The following is a 19,647-nucleotide window of genomic DNA, read 5'->3' on the forward strand; positions in this document are numbered from 1 at the left end:
TGAAGCCCCCCTCAAGATGGGATATCTCATGTGAAAACAGTAAGACCCCTTGAAGACTACGAGGTAGATAGGGCCAAGATGTAAGTACAGTAATGTATTAAGTTGATGGTTACTAATAGGTCGAGGGTTTAACCAAAAGATAGGAAAAAATTTATGTATATAATCGGAAACACCATCAAATCCGCAAGCGAATTTGAGGTGTACTTTCTCACTAAAGCTCAAACAAAGTTTTCGCTAAGTGAGAAATGCAGTTTGGTAGGCAGTTTTGAGGGTGTATTCCCTTTTATAAAAAAATACTTGACAATTTACTTGTCACAGAGTAGAATATCACAGTATTCGGCCCCATGGTCAAGCGGTTAAGACATCGCCCTTTCACGGCGGTAACACGAGTTCAAATCTCGTTGGGGTCATAGGCGTAAGCCTAGAATTTGGAGCTTTAGCTCAGTTGGTTAGAGCAATCGGCTCATAACCGATCGGTCCCGGGTTCGAGTCCCTGAAGCTCCACTGCCCTTAGTTTTCTAAGGGCAATATTCCTTGATAGCTCAGTCGGTAGAGCATGCGGCTGTTAACCGCAGTGTCGTAGGTTCAAGTCCTACTCAGGGAGCTAAGATTTTATATCTTAATATTATGGCCCGATGGCTCAGTTGGTTAGAGCGCCGCCCTGTCACGGCGGAGGTCGTCGGTTCGAGTCCGATTCGGGTCGCTTTTATTTTATGCCGTAGTGGCGGAACAGGCAGACGCCCGGGACTTAAAATCCCGTGGGTAGAAATACCCGTACCGGTTCGATTCCGGTCTGCGGCAGTTTGAAATATGGCTTAAATCCTTGATTTATAAGGGTTTAAGCCTTTTTGATTGCCATTAAGAGTATGATATTTCATACGCTTTTAAATGTCTAAAACCGGTCTAAAAATGCCCTTAAAAATTAAAATGTCTAATAAATGTCTAATGAAATGTCTAAGAAAATTACAGTGAAATAAGATTTAGTCGACGAAACAGATTGAAGCTCAACTATTGAATGAGGTACCGCAAAATGCTAAAATAAATTACAAGGTGATGACCGGACTGTCTAATGTTTCTCAAATTAAATCAAACAATGATATTAAACAGTTTGCTGAGAAACTGATAGATAATTTAGGCATAGACAGAAGTAATATTCCTGTAAGCATAAAGGCTATACCGGATAATGGATATTGCCGGTTGGGGAAAAGGAATACGAGAAACAAGATATATTTTGATGAGTATGTGCTAAATTCAAATGATGCTCGCTCCATAAACTATAGAATTAAAACGGCTTTCCATGAATCTTTCCATTTATCTGATAACGGACTTGAATGGGATGGACTCATCCGGAAACATAATTGAAAAATGGAGAAGTTTAGAGGAAACATTTACGGAATCATCTGCGCATTATTTAATTGAGGAGTATGGAATTTCAGCTAAGTTATTTCCGTCTTATACACAGTAACTCGTTGAAAATTTGCCGAGACTGAAGCGACTCGCAAAGTACTCATCTTGTAATACGATTCAAGATTTTGGAAAGATTGCATTTGAGGATAGACAGAATGTAGTTGGGGCAAAGTGGTTGCATCTTCATTCAGACATGAGTAAAGTGGTATTGCCAATAGATTATTATTCTCAATACAACTCATATATAACTCAAAATGAAGACGATTTGCTTGATATGATGTTCGAAAACATGGTGGAATACTTGAATTTCCGGGAAAGACACTTTGCTTCGGACTTGTGCTTTTCCAGATGATGGTTCCGAGTCAGATATTCATTATTCCACAGTATTTGATGGTAAGTAAAATGGGAATGCTTGACACCATATTTGCACTTGTCTTCCCGGGACTTGTATCGGCTTTCGGTACTTTCTTACTTAGACAGGCATTTATGTCATTACCGAAAGACCTTGAAGAGGCCGCCAGAATAGACGGCTGCAATATCGGTCAGACATTTTTGCTTATAATGATGCCGCTTGTTCGTTCAGGAATGATTGCACTCGGTATCTTTACAGCTGTTTTTGCATACAAGGACTTGATGTGGCCGATGATTGTAAATAAGAATGTTATGCCGCTTTCGGCAGCACTTGCAAAGATGCAGGGACAATATACAAATAATTATCCGCAACTTATGGCGGCTTCACTACTTGCCTGTGTACCTATGATAATTCTGTATCTGATATTCCAAAAGCAGTTTGTGGAAGGTATAGCAACATCAGGTGGAAAATTATAAATAAATTAAGAGGTATTTATGTTTATAAAATTAAATAATAAATTGATAACACTTTCTACAGCGAATACTTCATATCAGATGAAGATTGATGAGTTGGGATATCTTTTCCATACTTGGTACGGCAAAAGGATAGAAGGTGCAGATGATATGTCATATCGTATCAGCAGTATTGACAGAGGATTCAGCGGAAACCCTTATGAGACTATGGACAGAACATATTCACTGGATGTGTTCCCACAGGAGTATCCGACCTTCGGCAACGGAGATTACAGAGCTGATTGTATACAGGTAGTACACCCTGACGGTTCAAATGTACTTGATTTAAAGTATGACTCATGTGAAATCACAAGAGGAAAGTATCAGCTTAAGGGTCTTCCGGGCTTTACATGGAGCGAGGACGAAGGTGAGAGTATACAGGTCAATCTCATAGATAAAGAAAGCGGTATAAGAGTGGAACTTTTATATGGTGTGCTTGAAAAATACGACATTATCACAAGAGCTGTAAAGGTGGTAAATACTTCACAAAATACTTTGAAGGTTGAAAAAGCACTGTCAGCCTGTATTGATATGGTAGACGGAGATTTCGATCTGATTCATTTCCACGGAAAACATGCTATGGAAAGAGAGTTTGAAAGAAGTCCGCTTGCACACGGTAAATTGAGACTTGAGAGTAAGCGCGGTACATCAAGCCATCAACAAAATCCTTTTGTGATTCTTGCAAAGAAAGGTACAAATGAAGTATCAGGCGATTGCATCGGAGCGGCCTTTGTATACAGCGGTTCATTTATTATTGAAGCCGAAGTGGATCAGGTAAATCAGACAAGACTTGTAGTGGGACTTCATCCTGAGCAGTTTGAATATATATTAAATGCCGGAGAGGAGCTTGTGCTTCCGGAGGTGGCGCTTACATATTCGGATGCGGGATTTGAAAAACTTACACATTCATATCATGATGCAATCAGAGCAAACCTTCAAAGAGGCAAGTTTGTTCATACACACAGACCGATACTTATAAATAACTGGGAAGCCACATATTTTGATTTTGATGCGGATAAGCTTTTTGATATTGCTTCAAAGGCAAAGAGTCTCGGTATCGAAATGCTGGTTATGGATGACGGATGGTTCGGTGAGAGATATGATGATACAAAGGGACTTGGAGACTGGTATGTAAATGAGAAAAAGCTCGGTTCATCTCTTAAGGAATTGGCTGATCGTATCAATGCTATAGATATGAAGCTGGGTATCTGGTTTGAACCTGAGATGATAAATGAGGATACCAATCTGTACAGAGAGCATCCTGATTTTATGATAAGAGTACCGGGCAGAAAGGGAGTCAAGGGCAGAGAACAGTATGTACTTGACTTTACAAGAAAAGATGTAAGAGATTATATCAAAGCTATGGTGGTAAATATCCTGAAAAATGCAAATATATCATATGTAAAATGGGATATGAACAGAAGTTTGGCTGCCGTATATTCCGCAAAACTTGATGCAAACAGTATGGGAGAATTCCACTACAGGTATGTACTGGGACTTTATGAGCTTTTGGATGAGTTGACTACAGAATTCCCTGATGTATTGTTTGAGGGATGCTCAGGCGGAGGTGGCAGATATGACCTTGGAATGCTTTATTATCATCCGCAGATTTGGTTAAGTGATGATACCGATCCTATCGAGAGACTTAAGATTCAGTACGGAAGTTCTTTTGCATACCCTATAGGCAGTGCAGGAGCCCATGTATCGGCATCTCCGAACCATCAGACTATGAGAAGGACACCTTTTGAGACCAGAGCCACAGTAGCTATGGCAGGTACATTCGGTTATGAGCTTGACCTTAACAAGATTTCAGATAAAGAGCAGGAAATGGTGAAGTCTCAGGTAAGGGACTATTTAAAGTATGATGAGTTGGTACATGAGGGAGACTACTACAGACTTACAAGTCCGTATGATTCTAACAGAGTTTGTGCTTGGCAGACAGTAAGTAAGGATAAGTCTTTCGGACTTTTAAGTGCGGTGGTTCAGAGCCTTGAGGCAAATGAGTCAAATATCTACGTTTATCCGAGAGGACTTGATGAAACTGCGGTATATGAGATAGCCGGAGTAAAGAGAACAGGAAGAGTCTGGATGAGCGGAGGCTTCCTTATTCCAAGGATTAGAGAGGAATATGAAAGTTTCAGGTTTGAAATAAAAAAAGTATAGTTTTACAATTTTTGTCAAAACTTACAATATACTTAAAAATATTTAATATATTTTTTGATTTTATTGAAGCTTGCCGAAAGGCAGGCTTTTTTATTGTGAATATTTGTTCGAGAGTGTAATGTGCGCCTGTTCTATAACCTGTGCTCTGTGTCAAAAATTCTTACGTTTTCCTTACGGCAGAGGCTCGTTTTTTGGTTATCTCTCATAAAAAATAGAAACCTGAATTGTGCAACTCTTACAATGAAAAAACGTCATCTAAAAAAACTTGCACAAACTTAACAGAGGCGTATTGACACCTGAAAATTAGGTGGATATAATCGTGCCATAAGGTTTGGTACAAATTGCACTAAATCTTTATAGAAGTTGATATCAAAAAGGTGTAATTCCTAAGTTTTCTTCATATGTTTATACATAATAGATAATAGGGGAATTAATACTATACCTTTATAGTCAATGTATGCTTTAAAATATATTCTATCATAATAAATAATTTACCGATGTTGGTCAGTGTATTTATAATACAAAGCAATAACTACGTACTATATAATGCCTGATAAAAGATATAATTATTTATATAATACTTTTGAATAATATAATAAAGATACTTTTTAGAAAAGATATTTTTGATAAAAAATATTTGCAAAAAGTAAAATGTAATATTGACAGTAAAATGTTAGGCATATATAATCGACGTAGATTGTTTGTCGAAATAAGTAAGCGGTAAATAGGTTTTGTTAGTTAGAAGTATATAATGTATTTAAAGGAGTGCAGTATGAATGATTTAGAACGCAAGGATTTTTTATATCAAGCAAGAGAATACATATCTAAATATTTCGATTTAAGCAGATTAAAGGACGAAGAGCTTTATTCAAAGATAGAAAAGCTGGTCAATGAGCAATTAGGTGATATCTATATTTCAATTCAGGAAAGAGTAAATCTGACTGACGAACTATATTCATCAATAAGAGGTCTGGGACTGCTCGATATGATCATAAAGGATGATGATATCACGGAGGTTATGATAAACGGTACGGATGAGATTTTCATTGAGAAAAGCGGAAAACTTGAGAGACTTAACCAAAGCTTTGAAAGTCAAAGAAAACTGGAAGATATCATTCAGCGTATTGTAGGAAGAGCCGGTAGAGAGGTAAACCAGTCAAATCCTATTGTGGATACAAGATTACCTGACGGATCAAGAGTGAGCGTGGTTTTGCCTCCGGTAGCATTAAAAGGGCCTACTTTAACCATTCGTAAATTTTCAAAGACTCCTATGACGGTGGAGCAACTCATAAAATATAAATCCATTACACCACAAATAGCCGCTGTTCTGGAAACATTGGTAAAAGCAAAATATAATATATTTATAAGTGGGGGAACAGGAAGCGGTAAAACTACTTTTCTAAATGCCCTATCAAACTATATACCGAAGACCGAAAGAGTAATCACAATAGAAGACTCTGCCGAGCTTCAGATAGTAGGTATAGATAATCTGGTAAAGCTGGAGACCAGAAATTCAAACTCTTCAGGAAAGGGAATGATTACAATCAGGGACCTTATAAAGACATCTTTAAGAATGAGACCTGAAAGAATAATAGTCGGAGAGGTAAGAGGTGCTGAGACACTTGATATGTTACAGGCGATGAATACAGGACATGACGGGTCGCTTTCAACAGGACATGCCAATTCTACAAGAGATATGCTTAGCAGAATGGAAACTATGGTACTTATGGGTGCTGAAGGCTTACCTCTTGAAGCTATACGCCAGCAGATATCTTCAGCCGTAGATATAATTATTCATCTTTCAAGACTCAGAGATCATAGCAGAAAGACTATGGAAATATCCGAGGTTATGGGATTAAAAGACGGTGAGATAGAGCTAAATCCTTTATATGTATTTGAAGAAAGCGAAGAGAGTACGATGGATAAGGTGGTAGGTGAACTTAAGAGGACAAAGAATCCTTTAAAAAATACATTTAAACTAAGGCTCATGGGATATAAAGGAGATATTTGATGTTAAAAAAAATATTTAAGGGTAAGACTGAGAGTTATGTTGAAAACCACGGTCTTATGGGAAATGCCGATGATTATCATATATATCATATGAGATTAGTGGATTATCTTGTGGGATTTGCACTTGGATTTGCACTTGGATTTGTAGTAATGATGGTATTCTTTAGAATATTCACTATTTCTGCAATCGCCGGAATTGTTTGTGGCATACCTGCAATACGTTTTTATCAAAAGTATAGAAGAGAAAAAAGACAAAGAGATTTGCTTATCGAGTTTAGAGATTTACTTGAAGCACTTACAACATCTTATTCTTCAGGAAAGAATACAATGGAAGCCTTTGCAGAAAGCTATCAGGATCTGTTAAGTCTGTACGGTGAGAAGTCGGATATAGTAAATGAGACCAGAATAATAATTGCAGGAATGACAAATAATATAATTATTGAAGATTTATTGAAGGATTTTGCAGACAGATGTGGACTTGATGATGTGGCAAGCTTTGCAGCTACATTTGAATCGGGACTTAGACAGGGTGGAGATATCAAGCAGGTTGTATGGGATAGCAGAAAGATAATCAATGACAAGATAGAAATAGAAATGGAAATAAAGACTATGCTCACAGAGAAGGAAAATGAGCTGAATATTATGATGGTAATGCCGATTATAATAATGATAGCATTAAGTGGAATCGGAAGTATGTCAGCAGTAGCAAATACAACTTTCACGGTGATAGTAAAGATAGTTGCAATAGGACTGTTTTTAGCAGCCTATATGATGGGAAGAAAGATAGTAAATATAAGGATGTAAAAATATGATACTTATGGTGTTGGCAACAATATTTGCATTGTTTGTACTATACTTGCATTTCAGATTCAGTAAAAAATTTGATGATGTATTAGCGGGGATACCGAATGGAGAATACCCTATGTCGGATATATATTATATCGGATTTGGGTTTATGGAGCTTATACACTTTGATATGAACAGCAAAAATGCGAGAGGAAAGATTAAGCTTATTTCGGAAATATACGGAAAACAATATGGACCGTATTATTTTTATATATTACGAGGCGGTCAAATTACATTTGGAATAGTGCTGATACTGCTTATGTTTATGGTTACAGGAGTAAGCGGTAACTTTAAATTGCTGATAGTGGGAATAGTTATAAGTGCTATGATGATATGGTATCTGGATGAACTTTTGAATGATAAAATAAATTCACGAAGAGACGAGCTTTTAAGAGATTATCCGGGTATGTTATCAAAACTCACGCTACTTGTAAATGCAGGTGTGCCTATAAGAGAGGCATGGACAAAAGTGGCATCTACAAATGACGGAATATTGTATCAAGAGATGAAAAATACAGCTATTGAGTTAAGTAACGGTATCCAAGAAATCGAGGCTTATAAGGCTTTTGGAGAGAGATGTTCTATAAAGTCTCTTAGAAAGTTTTCAACAATGATGATACAAAACCTGCAAAAAGGAAGTAGTGAAGTTGTTGTTTTTCTTAGAGATATGAGTAATGAAGCTTGGGAAGAAAAAAAACATGAAGTAAAAAGAAAAGGTGAGAAGGCAAGCAGTAAGCTTATAATGCCTATAGGTCTTATATTTTTAGGAGTATTGATCTTAATAATTGTACCTATGTTTAGCAGTCTTAAATTCTGATGTTAAAGCTTATGTCGACTAAAGCTTTTACATAAATATTATTTTGTTCAAAGAGAGGAGTAACAAGATGGAAAAAATGTTTGAACTTATTGATCTGTTCGTTATGGCACAGGCAATGAAACTTCAGGGAGCTTTGGATGCTTTCAAGAAAGAGGAGCGCGGAGCATCTGATATGGTAGCAGTTATGGTACTTATCGTTATTATAATTGCAGTAGCAACCGTATTTAATGGAAGACTTGGCGAAATTGTTGGGCAAATATTTGATAAATTAGGTGGATTTGTTAGCGGTACTAATTAATAATTAGTCCAATGTGTTAGCATAAGGAGGAGATATGCGAGGTAAAGATAATCGTGGTACATTGATGGTAGAAGCAGCATTGATATATCCGTTATTCATATTTACAATAATTGCAATGCTGGTATTGGGGCTTTTAAAGCTTGAGCAGACTCTGGTACAGTTTGCTACTACAAAGATTGCTTCACAAGCGGCAAGAGAAGCTGCATATCCGGGTTACGAAAAATATCTTGCACCTGCAAGCAGCGGGATAGATATAGATGTTATCGGCTTTCCGGGAACAGACGGCGTTGACAGTTATTATAAAGAGAGAGAACTTTATGCAGGTTTTTTCAGGAGTAAGGATGAAGTTGGAAACGGTTTTGAGGAAAAACTGAATGCACTTTTACTTAAGTATACTATGGTTAGCGGATTGACCGTAGATTCCGATATAGAGATTACCGGAATAATAACACCTACAGTGAAGGCCAATATCAAATACGGTATCAGATTACCTGACGGATTGGCAAAGGCATTAAAGCATATAGGTGCTCCGGAAAATCTGGAACTTCAGGAGTCGAGCTACGCATTCTCCTCCAATGCAACAGAATTTGTTAGAGATATCGACCTGGGGGCTGACCTTATAGACTTTCTTTTGGAGAAGTTTAATCTGAAAGAAAGGGTCGATGTCTATGTAAATAAACTAAAGACATTAAGAGATAAACTGGGCGGAACAGGCAGGTGACAATATGAAAATCTTTTATAACAAACACGGTTCGCTAACCGTATTTATGTCACTTATTTTAACAGCAGTTATGATATTTACTACTGTTTTAATAGATGGCGGCAGAATAATACTTGCCAGAAATGTAGTATCGGGTGCAGGAGATATGGCACTTAATGCAGGGTTGACATATTATAATTCTGTACTTCAGGATACATACGGACTCTTTGCGATTTCTAAGGATATGGATGATTTAAAGGAAAATCTGGAGGTATACTTTGAAGCTACATTAAAAAGCAGCGGCCTGCATGATCAAGGCTTAGTGAAAGAACTTGTTGATATAGCATTATCAGGAAGTAATGGAGATGAAATCTCAGATATTATGAAAATGAAACTTGCTGACGGAGGCTTTGAAGTAAGCCAGGCGGCAGGTGCAAATCTCTCCAATGCAAATATATTAAGGGCACAGGTACTTGACTATATGAAGTACAGAGCACCGGCGGTTATAGGATATGGATTCTTGGAGAAAATGAATATTCTAAAATCATTGCCGGCTCAACAAAAGGCATTGGAAGATAAAAAGGATTACGAAAAAAAGCTAAAGGATATACAAAATCTGTGTTTAGAAATATATAAGCTTTCCAGAGAATATGAGGATTATCTTATAGAAACAGATGCTCCTACATGGAAGTTCAAGACTCCGTTCGAGATTAAAGAACAGGTATATAGAGATGGTGACAGAAATTTTCTACATGCTACAAGAGACGCAATAGCATATGTTCAGGTGGAAAAGCTTAAGGAACTTGGGACAGATAAGTACTGGCGTTATGATGATAAAAATGATGATAATCCTCTTGGAGACAGTTTGGAGTTATCTAAGCAATATTTTGCAAGTGATATTGCTCAATTGAGTGCGGATTTTTATGCAGTTTACAGTCCATCTGTACATAATGATCAACATAGCGCCCGTATACTGGATAAATCTTCTTTAGAGTATAATAGATTTAAAGATTACGTAACATATTATAAAAAATACGATGAGGAGAAAGAAAAATTCCATCGTGTTAATAAAAATTATAGATTACGTGAAAAAAAACATAATGAACTTATAGATGGATTTGAAAAACAACTTGCAGAATTAGATGAAGATGATGATGGGTCCTCTATAATAGATGCTGAAAATGAAGAAAATCAAAAATGGACGGAGCTGTATAATTGGTATTGGGATGATTTTGTCGGTGATTGGAGTGCAAATGGTGTAAAAGAAGCAATTCCGGCAGAGTATGGAACGGTAACAGCATATCAAGCAGGTCCTGTTCCTTTTGGACCGAATTACAATGTAAATAATCTTAGAGATAAATATCTAAAAGATCTAAAGGCGGATATTAAAATTTTGGCTATACCGCCTATGAGAAAAGCAAGAGATTATTATGTGTGGTTTGGAGGATTAAAAGAAAAGGCTGAGGGTATAAAAGAAAAACTTGAAGAATTAAAATCAGCCTCGGAAGAATTGCAAAAGATAGCTGATAACTGGAATATAGATATCAATAATATGGCAGAGTCGGGTGTAAAAAATGATATGCATCAGGACTATTCCACTAAGACTAAGGCAGTTATAGAGGGATATGTTGATCAAATGATTAACACATTCAAGTATTCAATAGACTATTCAAATAAGGTTATTACAAATCTTCAACAGTTTAATTATGCAGGTATAACACCTGCGACTTCCGGGGAATCTGACGATCAGTGGATAGATAGAATAATATCCTATGTATCAAATTTAACAAATGAGGATAATCTTACTACTACTGAGGAGGTGGTTTCAAAGCAGGAAGCATTACATACCTTAGGAGCATATATACCTACAGAGGACAGCAGCCTTTTATTTATGGGATTTGAAAGCAATATACCTGAAAAGATAAAAAAAGTTGTTGAAACGAAAGAAAACGCAAAGGGATACAAGGTGGTAGATTCGGAATTTGAATACAAGGATCCGAAGCTTAGAAATTTCCTTGGAGTGGAATGTTACGATGTCGATTCTACATTGGGTGGAACAACCGGTACTGACGGAAAATACTATGTAGACCCGCTCTTTGCCTTTCTTGAGAAAAACAGTATGGCGACAAAGCCTGAGGGTGATTCGGAGAAGAAAAGTCAGAGAGATAATATGATTAAAGGCTCCGGTATTGATAATACACCTGAACCTGTAGAAATAAGCGGCGCACAAATAGCTAATGTAATGAATACAAGTGCGCAGGCTGCACAGATAATGGATGCAAACTCTGCGGAATCATTACAAAACGGCGGTGCGGATAAGCTGGCGGATAATGCTTTGAAAACATCAAAAGAAGCTATTTCGGGATTTGACAAAATAGGCGATATTCTTGTTGGTGGAAGAGATAAGCTATACCTTATGGCATACACCACGACAATGTTCAGCTGCTATACGACCAACAGAGAAGAAGGTGGAGGTAAAAATGAAAAGACATTATCAGGTGTGCCTTTCAGCGAAAAAAACAATGAAGCCTACAGGGCGGAGCAGGAGTATATACTTCTTGGAAACCCCGACTTAAAAGCTAATGTAAACGGAGTAAAGGCAAGAATATTCGGAGTGAGATTTTTGCTGAACGCCATATATGCATATACCAGTGACAGTGAACTACGAAATGAGACATTTGCAATGGCTACCGCCATAGCCGGTTGGACAGGATTCGGAGTTCCGATAGTACAAAATGTTTTGTTGCTTGCATCGGCGCTTACTGAGAGTGTATTGGATGTAAATGATTTGGTATCAGGAAAGACTGTAGCATTATATAAGAATCCAAGTGTATGGAGAGCGAGATATGCCAGAGGAATAGTACAGGCGGCGGCTAAGACTGCGGCAAATACACTGTATAAAAAGATGAATGAGTATACTGATGATGCCAAAGAGGAGTTTGATGAAACGCTTGATAAGTATGTAGATAATATGGTAGATACATCTACAGATACTATTATAACGTCCATACAGACGCCTATACAGGAAAAGATACTGTGGTGTACGGCACAGGTGGGAGATGCCAGAGACGGACTGGAAGATAGACTGAAGACTGCACTTAAGGAAAGTTTTGATAAAATGCAGGCTGATCTGGAAGCTGAGGTGGCAACCGGAGGTTTGGTTGCACAGGCTAAACTTAAGGCATTTAAGGTTATTAACACTGATGAAAGTCGTAATAAACTTGTAGAGACAGTTATGCAGACAGCAGGAATTGATAAGGATAATGTCAATCAATTAACAGACAGTATAAATAATAGTATTGAACTGTTTTTTAAAGGTAAAAAACAGAAGTTAGAAGATGCAATTCATTCCATAATTGACAGAAGTCAGCTTAAAGATAAGCTTAAGAACGGTGTAGGTAGTGCTCTTGATGCTGCAAACAGCAGTGCGCAGGAAGCTATAAATAATAAGATAAATGAGTTCAACAAAGAATTTGAAGGTGCAGGCGGGGATGCTCTTGCTATAGGAGACGGAAATAATAAGCTTGAGCTTAACGGCTTTGATAAGACCAAGGCAAGTACCTTTGAGATGAGCTACAGAGATTATCTTATGGTATTCCTTTCAATACAGTACTTGATAGATGAACAGAGTGTAATCTGCAGGATGGGAAATCTTATACAGACCAATGCAAGTAAGGAAGGTTCACTTTACTATGCAGGAGAAGGATTCTCTATGCAAAATGCTACAGTGCTTCTGCAGGTAAAAGCCGACACACAGATAAAGCCTGTGTTTATGAACTTGAAGGCTTTTAACAATAATAATGAGAAATTTATGTTGGATGGTCAATTCGGTTATCCTATAAATTATAAGGGTGTATTAGGATACTAAATATGGAGGAAGCCTTTTAGGCAAAATTAAGAAGATGAAAAATGTAAAAAAAATGTTGCTTATCGGTGTATTGGCTACAGCAAGTATTATCGGAAGCGGATGTGGTAAGTCTGATACAAGTACAGGCAGTACTGCAACCGGTGAAACTACTGCAAAAGAGAGTAAGGTGGAGGAAACCACAAAAAAGCCGGCTAAGAAAAAAGAGTTTGAATATGGTGTAACACTTGGAACTATAGGTGGAATGGACCTTATGGCAGACCGTGAATTTCCCAAGGCGGGTTATTTTGGAACAAATGAGCTTGTATTAGGATTTGAGGAGAATAAGGGTGAACCGGCATCATGTTTTTATCAACGTGAATGTACTGATAAAACATCAGCGGAAGAAGTATGGCATGTAGAATATAGTGAGGACTTGGAGAAAATACCTGGAATATTAAAGGGTTTGACGACTTTATGGGATGATTTTGTAGCTGATGATAGATTGTTTTATATGTACTCTGCACAGCAGTATGAAGTAATTGTAGATAATACTGAAAAGGTTACTTATAACGGTGTAGACTTTATAAAAGAAGAAGGTCATATAGATGTAACAAGAAAAGATCCTTCCAATACCAGATATCCTGAACTGGTTAGGGGCAAATATATAGCATATTATTACTTCAGTCCTGAAGGTGCCGGTTCAAATCCTGCCGATGATAACCAAGGTTATGGAATGGGTATGGCAATATGGGGTGTAAGACCTGTAGATATGTCGGATGAAGCTGAAGCAAAGACTATGGAAGAAAACTATGAGAAACTGAAAAAATCAACAACAGCTTCTATGGAAACATTGATAAGCTTAGATGACTACTGGAAGATTGATAAAAAATTCTATTAAAATACCCGGGACAAATAGTCTTGATTTAAGCAGTTTTATCTGACCACACTAAGGAGCAAACTAATGGATAGAGATAGGCAAAGAGGTATTCTTACAGTAGAAGCCAGTCTTATACTTTTGATTTTTATTGCGGCGTATATAGCGCTTCTAAGTATGATGAATGTATACAGGGCATATACTTGTATACAGAATGCTATAGACCAGACCGCAAAGCAGGTGTCCGAATATGCTTATATAGCCAAGAAACTTGGAGTACATAATATAGGACAGACTGCGTCGGATGAGTCGGGTGAGTTTACCGATAAGACAAAGAAAATGTTAAATACTATACAGGTATTCTTCAATGCCAGCGCAAACGGACTTGAAAATGCGACGAATGTGACTTCAAACATATTGAATGAAGGATCTGAACAATATCCTGAAGATATATTATCTCAAATGAACAGTGTGGGACAGAGTGCACAGGAGATATATGATGCAGGACAAGCCATGCATACTTCTGTCAGCGACTATTTTTCTGATGAAAAAGCTATTTTCAACGGTATATTGGCTGTCATAAAAGACGGAGCATATGATGCGGTAAAGCTGGCGGTTGCAATGCCGATAAGCAGAGCAGTTACCAATAAGTACTTACAGGGCTTTCCAAACGGGTATTTGGAAAACCTTGGAGTACAGGGTGGAAAAAACGGAATAAATTATTGGGGATCAAGTTTCTTTTTGGATATGCAAAGCATTGAAATATGTGCCACATACAAGATAAGAATTCCGCTTCCGTTTATAGATAAGTATGATTTTACATTGAAAAACACTGCATCCACCAGAGCATGGATTGGAGACGGAAGCTTTAATGAGCCGAATGAGACAGGTGGAGAGGCTGCAGGTGCCGCACTTGAAGACGGTGCAGATGAAGTACCGGGAGAAGAAGACAATTTTGACAATGTAACTCCGGTAGTAACACCTAGCAACAGACTGGGTATTCCTGCTTCCGTATGGGATAAGAATACCAAGGAGAGAGGCGAAGAGATAAGTAATTACGACAATACAGTCGTAAAGAGAAATTTAGATTCCGCTGAATTTAAAGATATAAGTATATATAATGCATCCGAGGGTTATATCGCAAGGACTCATAGTATGGATACCGACCTTGTAGAGTATCAGGACGGTAAGAAGTTTTTGAGTGCTATAAAAAAGGATATGAAGAGACTTAAAAACTTCAGTGGGCAGGGAGATGTCACACCGGATAAGTATAATACAAAGTATTATTATCTTGTAGTCAAAAATAAAGACCTGAGTGTTGATCAACAAAAGGCAATAATACTTGCAACGGAATATGCAAGAGAAAACGGTATGGTGCTTAAACTATATACCACAGAATAGGAGATGCAGGCGATGGCAAACTTGGCTTTTTGCGTAGTGTTTATGTTGATAGCTTACGCAATTACACTGTATATATACAAAAAAAGATATGGCAAAGTAGATTCTAAACAGAATATATTTTTTATAATTACTTATTTGTTGATAGGAATTGCTGTAGGTATATTATATAAGGTATATGCTTATAATCTTATCAAGTCATTTAAGGCTTTGATTATAATATCTGTATCTTTGATTATTGCAGGTATTGATCATAGAGAGAAGATAATACCGAATGAGGCAGTTGTATTTATACTGGGCATTGCCTGTATATTTATTTTGATTAATGTTTTTACAAATCCTGTTGAGGCACTGGCTATTTTTATAGATTCAACTGTTGCACTTCTGATAGGTGCCGGAGTTTTTGCACTAAGTAAGGCAGTCAGTAAAAACGGTGTCGGAATGGGAGATGTAAAGCTTGTAGGAGCATTGGGATTTTATTTAAGAACCTATACTTTGATGGGAGTTCTGATAGTATCGCTTGTATCAATTGCATTGTATGGATTGTTTAAGGTATGTACAAAAAAGGCTACTACAAAGGATGAGATACCTTTTGCACCTTTTATTGCTTTCGGTTTAACAACTTGCATGATTTTGGGATTTTAGGAGCTGTATATGACAATGAAAAAAATACTGGTACCGGTAATAATATTATTGTTGGTACTTGGTTGGGGCAATATAATAGGCGGAAATGCAAGCAAACATAAAAAGTATAATGAATATATGGCAAAAGCCAAAGCGCTGGATGAAAAAGAAATTTATATAGATGCTCTGGATCAATATAAAAATGCACTTGAATTTACAGAGAATAAGTTCCCGGTGGAAGAGGCGATTCTTGATGATTATCTTAATTTAAAGAAGTATAATGACTTTGAGAAACAGGGCAGTATGATTTTGGAAAATTATAATTACCCTAGAGATATAACAAAGAAAATCGTAGATTATTATATAGACAGGAAACAAAGTGCAAATGCTCTGAAAGTTGTAAACGCCTATCTTGAAAGACAACCTAAGGATGATGATTTTTTGGAACTTCAGGGTAAGCTGAGGGGAATATACACGGAAGTCTACTTTGCAGGAGCGTCTATAGACGAGTATTATAACGGGTTTTACGTGTTTACAGATGACGAGAAAAAGGGCTTGATGAAGTCTGACGGCACTGAAAAAATAAAAGCTACATATGATGAAATATCACCATATGGTAAGGAGCCGAATTATGCTGCAGTGTGTGGGGACGGTGCTTGGTATTATGTAGATAAAAACGGATATAAGAAGCTTGTACCTGATTTTAAAGTAGATTCACTTGGTGTATTTGGAAACAAACTGGCTCCTTATAAAACAGCTGAGAGTTATTCTTATATAGATGAGTATGCAAACAAGGCGACCGAGTTGACCTATGATTTTGCAGGCGGATTTGCAAATAAGAGAGCTGCAGTAAAAAAAGATGGCAAATGGGCTGTTATAAAGAATGATTTTTCACAGGTTACGGACTTTATATATGATGATGTGTTGGTTGATGATTTCGGATTTGCCACGTCACAGAATGTATATATAGCAAAGCTTGACGGTAAATATCATATTTTCGATTTGGACGGAAATATGATTGGAAGTGAAGGTTTTGATGAGGCAAAGGCATTTATGTCTGACGACGCTACGGCTGTTAAGGTAGGCGATAAATGGGGATTTGCAAACAAGAAGGGTGAAATTGAATTGATGACCGAGTATAAGGATGCAAAGCCTTTTGCGAACGGGTTTGCGGCAGTATATGACGGTAAAAATTGGGGATATATTAATAAAAACGCTACAGTTGTTATTGATTTTGAGTTTAATGAGGCAGGTTGCTTCAACAGTAGCGGAGTAGCTTCTGTAAGGAAGGGAACCTGGAAATTTATAAAGCTTGTAGAATAGGAGGTTTTTAATGAAAATCAGACTTGTTTTAATAGATGGTGATGAGGATTACAGAAAAAGATTGTCAGATTTTTATATTAAAAATTATCAGGACAGGATAGAAATATTGACATTTTCTTCATTAGATTCATTTGAAAATAACAGAGGAAATAAGGCTATCGATGTTATGCTTGTTTCTGAAAATATAGAAGATGATTTATCTTCATACAGTGAGAAGATAAGTCTTGCGTATCTGTCGGATAGAGATTTGATAGAACGTAAAAATAATATAAAGACAATCAACAAGTTTAAAAAGCCGGAGAAGATATATAAGGAAATATTGAATGTACTTGCAGACGGTGCAAACGGTGATATTGCATATAAATTCAATGACGGTAATAATACTTTGGTTGAAATCTTTATGCCGGTAAACGGAGGTGCAGGAGCTACTTCTCTTGCTATTGCTTATGCAAAAAGGTTGGCAAGGCAAGGAATACCTACGTTGTACTTAAATTTTGAGATGCTGAATTCATCCAATATTTTCTTGAATGGGGAAGGAAATGTCGGCTTTGATGAGATAATATATGCAATAAAGAGTAAAAAGCAGAGTGTTTCCTTGAAGATAGAAAGCAGTGTTTTAAAGACAAGTGAAGGCTTGGACTTCTTCAATGAATCAAGAACGGCTCTTGATATGCTTGAAATGAGTGATGAAGATATATCTGTACTTATTAAGGAATTACAAGGAATGGGTAAGTATAGACATATAATCATAGACAGTAATTTAAATCCCGGAAGCAGACTGAAGGTATTTTCAAAGTTTGCATATAAGATAATATTTGTCTTTGATGATACAAAGCAGGGAATAAAGAAAATGTCGGATTTAAATGATGCATTGCAGATTATGGAGAATAGTGGAAGTATTGATATAACAAATAAGCTCTCACTAATATGTAATAAGGTAAGAGATGTGAATAATATTTCTATTCCTCAAACTTTAGCTGTAAGAGATTTCGTTAAAAATTATAATGCGGACAGTGGAGATTTGACTGAGATATTGTCACAAGTTTCATTTTTGGAAAATTTGAGATAGGAGGCCCATATGTTGAAAAAGAACGAGACCGAAAAGGATATTGAGCTTATATATAATGTTGCTGAAAATGAAAAAATTGACAATGTAAGTATCGGAATGATGAGAAATAATGATATTAAAAGTCTTATTCCCATCGATATAGTCATGAATGATTCCATGACGGAATTTAAGTATAAAACTGCAACAATAAAGAATTTGAATGAATATTTGAGTGAAGAGCTTACAAAAGAGGAACTTTTAGATATATTCGGAAATATTTGTAAAGCGGTAATGGATATTGAAGAGTATATGTTAAATGAATCTCAAATTGTTTTGGAAAATGAATACATATTTGTTGATAATGAAACCATAAAGATGGTTCTTTTACCTATATATGACAGAAGGAACAGTATAAGTATTCCAGCTTTTTTCAAGAATTTGCTGTTGGACATGATGGTAAAAAATGATAAGGCGGCATATTTTGCAGCTGATATAAGTAAACAGATTTCAGAACAAGATTCTCTTTCTTATGATAAGTTTTTACAGTTGATATCAGAGTTAAAGCATAGAAAATATTCTGAAAAGCCGAATACTCCAAAGACGGAAGTAAGAAACGAATTTAAAGAAAGAAAAATAAATAACGTTGAAGAACCTGTTAGACCGGTAACTCCGGCAGTGGATTATTCAGGATATAGTAACAGAGCACAGGTTCCTGTAAATACTCAACCACCTGTCAGTACATTTAAGCCTGTTAACAGTCAGCCGGTATCGAATGTCAACTTAAATGCTAAACCTGCAAAAGAAGAAAAGAAAAAGGGATTGTTTGGCTTTGGAAAGTCTGAAAAGAAACAGGAAATGACAAAAGTGCCGGAAAGCAGTTTTAATAACGGAAACAGCTTTTTAATTCCGGGTAGAGATGAACCTGTAAATGTAGGAACAACAGCTCAGAAAGAGACAAAGGATAAAAAGAAGTTTTCACTTTTCGGAAAAAAGAAAGAAAAACAGGCTCCTAAGGTTGAAAATACTGTGCTGGTATCTAAGCCGCAAGGCAGTTCTTTTGCGGAAACAACAGTTTTACAAAGCTCGGTTAATGTGGGTGAAACCACATTGTTGGGATTTTCTCAAAATGTTGCGACCGGATTTTTGATATGGAAGAGAACAGGTGAAAAAATACTTATAAATAAGTCAAACTTTAGAATCGGAAGAGAGAAAAGCTACGTTGACTTTTGTATAAGTGACAATACTTCAGTCGGTAGGAATCATGCGGAAATCATAAGGAAAGACGGATCTTTCTTTATTAGAGATTTGAAGTCATTAAATTTTACTATGGTAAATGGTGAAAAAATCTCATCAACAGTTGAAGTTGAACTGTGGGATAATGACGTCATAAGCTTGGCAAATGAAGAATTTGAATTTCACATAGGATAG

Annotated in this window: 14 protein-coding genes, 5 tRNA genes, 1 rRNA gene and 1 pseudogene (1 of these 21 running past the window's edge); all 21 read left to right on the top strand. The window is 36.7% G+C overall.

The window, feature by feature from the left end; genetic code table 11:
- A 23S ribosomal RNA gene (locus EHW90_RS03280) occupies nucleotides 1–136 on the top strand; it begins 2,853 nt to the left of the window's first position.
- A gap of 202 nt (nucleotides 137–338) precedes the next feature.
- A tRNA-Glu gene (locus EHW90_RS03285) sits at nucleotides 339–410 on the top strand.
- A 20-nt stretch (nucleotides 411–430) separates the two neighbouring features.
- Nucleotides 431–504 (top strand) — tRNA-Ile (locus EHW90_RS03290).
- A gap of 27 nt (nucleotides 505–531) precedes the next feature.
- Nucleotides 532–604, top strand: a tRNA-Asn gene (locus EHW90_RS03295).
- Between the two features lie 25 nt (nucleotides 605–629).
- Nucleotides 630–703, top strand: a tRNA-Asp gene (locus EHW90_RS03300).
- 12 nt (nucleotides 704–715) lie between these two features.
- Nucleotides 716–801, top strand: a tRNA-Leu gene (locus tag EHW90_RS03305).
- Between the two features lie 210 nt (nucleotides 802–1,011).
- Complete coding sequence (locus EHW90_RS03310; RefSeq protein ID WP_124951202.1) at nucleotides 1,012–1,362, top strand: hypothetical protein; 351 nt, start codon at nucleotides 1,012–1,014, stop codon at nucleotides 1,360–1,362.
- Nucleotides 1,363–1,707: 345 nt separating this feature from the next.
- Nucleotides 1,708–2,235, top strand: a pseudogene (locus EHW90_RS03315) (carbohydrate ABC transporter permease); the annotation flags it as partial.
- 18 nt (nucleotides 2,236–2,253) lie between these two features.
- Nucleotides 2,254–4,434 carry an alpha-galactosidase gene (locus tag EHW90_RS03320; RefSeq protein ID WP_124951204.1) on the top strand — a complete coding sequence of 727 codons (2,181 nt, stop codon included), beginning with the start codon at nucleotides 2,254–2,256 and terminating at the stop codon, nucleotides 4,432–4,434.
- A gap of 772 nt (nucleotides 4,435–5,206) precedes the next feature.
- Nucleotides 5,207–6,445, top strand: coding sequence for a CpaF family protein (locus EHW90_RS03325; RefSeq protein WP_124951206.1), 1,239 nt, complete (start codon nucleotides 5,207–5,209; stop codon nucleotides 6,443–6,445).
- On the top strand, nucleotides 6,445–7,248 hold the full coding sequence (locus tag EHW90_RS03330) for a type II secretion system F family protein (RefSeq protein WP_124951208.1): 804 nt from the start codon (nucleotides 6,445–6,447) through the stop codon (nucleotides 7,246–7,248). Before EHW90_RS03325 ends, EHW90_RS03330 begins: the two co-directional genes overlap by 1 nt.
- Nucleotides 7,249–7,252: 4 nt before the next feature.
- Nucleotides 7,253–8,107, top strand: coding sequence for a type II secretion system F family protein (locus tag EHW90_RS03335; protein WP_124951210.1), 855 nt, complete (start codon nucleotides 7,253–7,255; stop codon nucleotides 8,105–8,107).
- Nucleotides 8,108–8,174: 67 nt separating this feature from the next.
- A complete protein-coding gene (locus EHW90_RS03340; RefSeq protein ID WP_124951212.1) occupies nucleotides 8,175–8,405 on the top strand; it encodes a hypothetical protein in 231 nt (76 codons plus the stop codon).
- Between the two features lie 34 nt (nucleotides 8,406–8,439).
- Nucleotides 8,440–9,126: a TadE/TadG family type IV pilus assembly protein gene (locus EHW90_RS03345; protein ID WP_124951214.1), complete on the top strand. Its 687-nt coding sequence runs from the start codon at nucleotides 8,440–8,442 to the stop codon at nucleotides 9,124–9,126.
- Between the two features lie 4 nt (nucleotides 9,127–9,130).
- Nucleotides 9,131–12,973, top strand: coding sequence for a DUF5702 domain-containing protein (locus EHW90_RS03350; protein ID WP_124951216.1), 3,843 nt, complete (start codon nucleotides 9,131–9,133; stop codon nucleotides 12,971–12,973).
- A 34-nt stretch (nucleotides 12,974–13,007) separates the two neighbouring features.
- Complete coding sequence (locus EHW90_RS03355; protein WP_124951218.1) at nucleotides 13,008–13,850, top strand: hypothetical protein; 843 nt, start codon at nucleotides 13,008–13,010, stop codon at nucleotides 13,848–13,850.
- Nucleotides 13,851–13,913: 63 nt separating this feature from the next.
- Nucleotides 13,914–15,227, top strand: a complete 1,314-nt coding sequence (locus tag EHW90_RS03360) for a hypothetical protein (protein WP_124951220.1) — start codon at nucleotides 13,914–13,916, stop codon at nucleotides 15,225–15,227.
- A 12-nt stretch (nucleotides 15,228–15,239) separates the two neighbouring features.
- Nucleotides 15,240–15,869 (top strand): prepilin peptidase, encoded by a 630-nt coding sequence (locus tag EHW90_RS03365; protein ID WP_124951222.1) that lies wholly within the window; start codon nucleotides 15,240–15,242, stop codon nucleotides 15,867–15,869.
- A gap of 9 nt (nucleotides 15,870–15,878) precedes the next feature.
- Nucleotides 15,879–17,171 carry a WG repeat-containing protein gene (locus EHW90_RS03370; RefSeq protein WP_124951224.1) on the top strand — a complete coding sequence of 431 codons (1,293 nt, stop codon included), beginning with the start codon at nucleotides 15,879–15,881 and terminating at the stop codon, nucleotides 17,169–17,171.
- Nucleotides 17,172–17,181: 10 nt separating this feature from the next.
- The gene (locus tag EHW90_RS03375) at nucleotides 17,182–18,240 is read left to right on the top strand and encodes a P-loop NTPase family protein (RefSeq protein ID WP_124951226.1); all 1,059 of its coding nucleotides are present in this window, start codon (nucleotides 17,182–17,184) and stop codon (nucleotides 18,238–18,240) included.
- Between the two features lie 9 nt (nucleotides 18,241–18,249).
- The gene (locus EHW90_RS03380) at nucleotides 18,250–19,647 is read left to right on the top strand and encodes a DUF6382 domain-containing protein (protein ID WP_124951227.1); all 1,398 of its coding nucleotides are present in this window, start codon (nucleotides 18,250–18,252) and stop codon (nucleotides 19,645–19,647) included.

Source organism: Lachnoanaerobaculum orale (genome assembly GCF_003862485.1).
GTDB lineage: Bacteria > Bacillota > Clostridia > Lachnospirales > Lachnospiraceae > Lachnoanaerobaculum > Lachnoanaerobaculum orale.

Bases quoted from the DNA above. Each gene is read 5' to 3' on its own strand.
- EHW90_RS03345 (WP_124951214.1), top strand. From the start codon at position 8,440: ATGCGAGGTAAAGATAATCGTGGTACATTGATGGTAGAAGCAGCATTG.
- EHW90_RS03355 (WP_124951218.1), top strand. From the start codon at position 13,008: ATGAAAAATGTAAAAAAAATGTTGCTTATCGGTGTATTGGCTACAGCA.
- EHW90_RS03350 (WP_124951216.1), top strand. From the start codon at position 9,131: ATGAAAATCTTTTATAACAAACACGGTTCGCTAACCGTATTTATGTCA.
- EHW90_RS03335 (WP_124951210.1), top strand. From the start codon at position 7,253: ATGATACTTATGGTGTTGGCAACAATATTTGCATTGTTTGTACTATAC.
- EHW90_RS03325 (WP_124951206.1), top strand. From the start codon at position 5,207: ATGAATGATTTAGAACGCAAGGATTTTTTATATCAAGCAAGAGAATAC.
- EHW90_RS03320 (WP_124951204.1), top strand. From the start codon at position 2,254: ATGTTTATAAAATTAAATAATAAATTGATAACACTTTCTACAGCGAAT.
- EHW90_RS03370 (WP_124951224.1), top strand. From the start codon at position 15,879: ATGACAATGAAAAAAATACTGGTACCGGTAATAATATTATTGTTGGTA.
- EHW90_RS03380 (WP_124951227.1), top strand. From the start codon at position 18,250: ATGTTGAAAAAGAACGAGACCGAAAAGGATATTGAGCTTATATATAAT.
- EHW90_RS03360 (WP_124951220.1), top strand. From the start codon at position 13,914: ATGGATAGAGATAGGCAAAGAGGTATTCTTACAGTAGAAGCCAGTCTT.
- EHW90_RS03330 (WP_124951208.1), top strand. From the start codon at position 6,445: ATGTTAAAAAAAATATTTAAGGGTAAGACTGAGAGTTATGTTGAAAAC.
- EHW90_RS03365 (WP_124951222.1), top strand. From the start codon at position 15,240: ATGGCAAACTTGGCTTTTTGCGTAGTGTTTATGTTGATAGCTTACGCA.
- EHW90_RS03340 (WP_124951212.1), top strand. From the start codon at position 8,175: ATGGAAAAAATGTTTGAACTTATTGATCTGTTCGTTATGGCACAGGCA.
- EHW90_RS03375 (WP_124951226.1), top strand. From the start codon at position 17,182: ATGAAAATCAGACTTGTTTTAATAGATGGTGATGAGGATTACAGAAAA.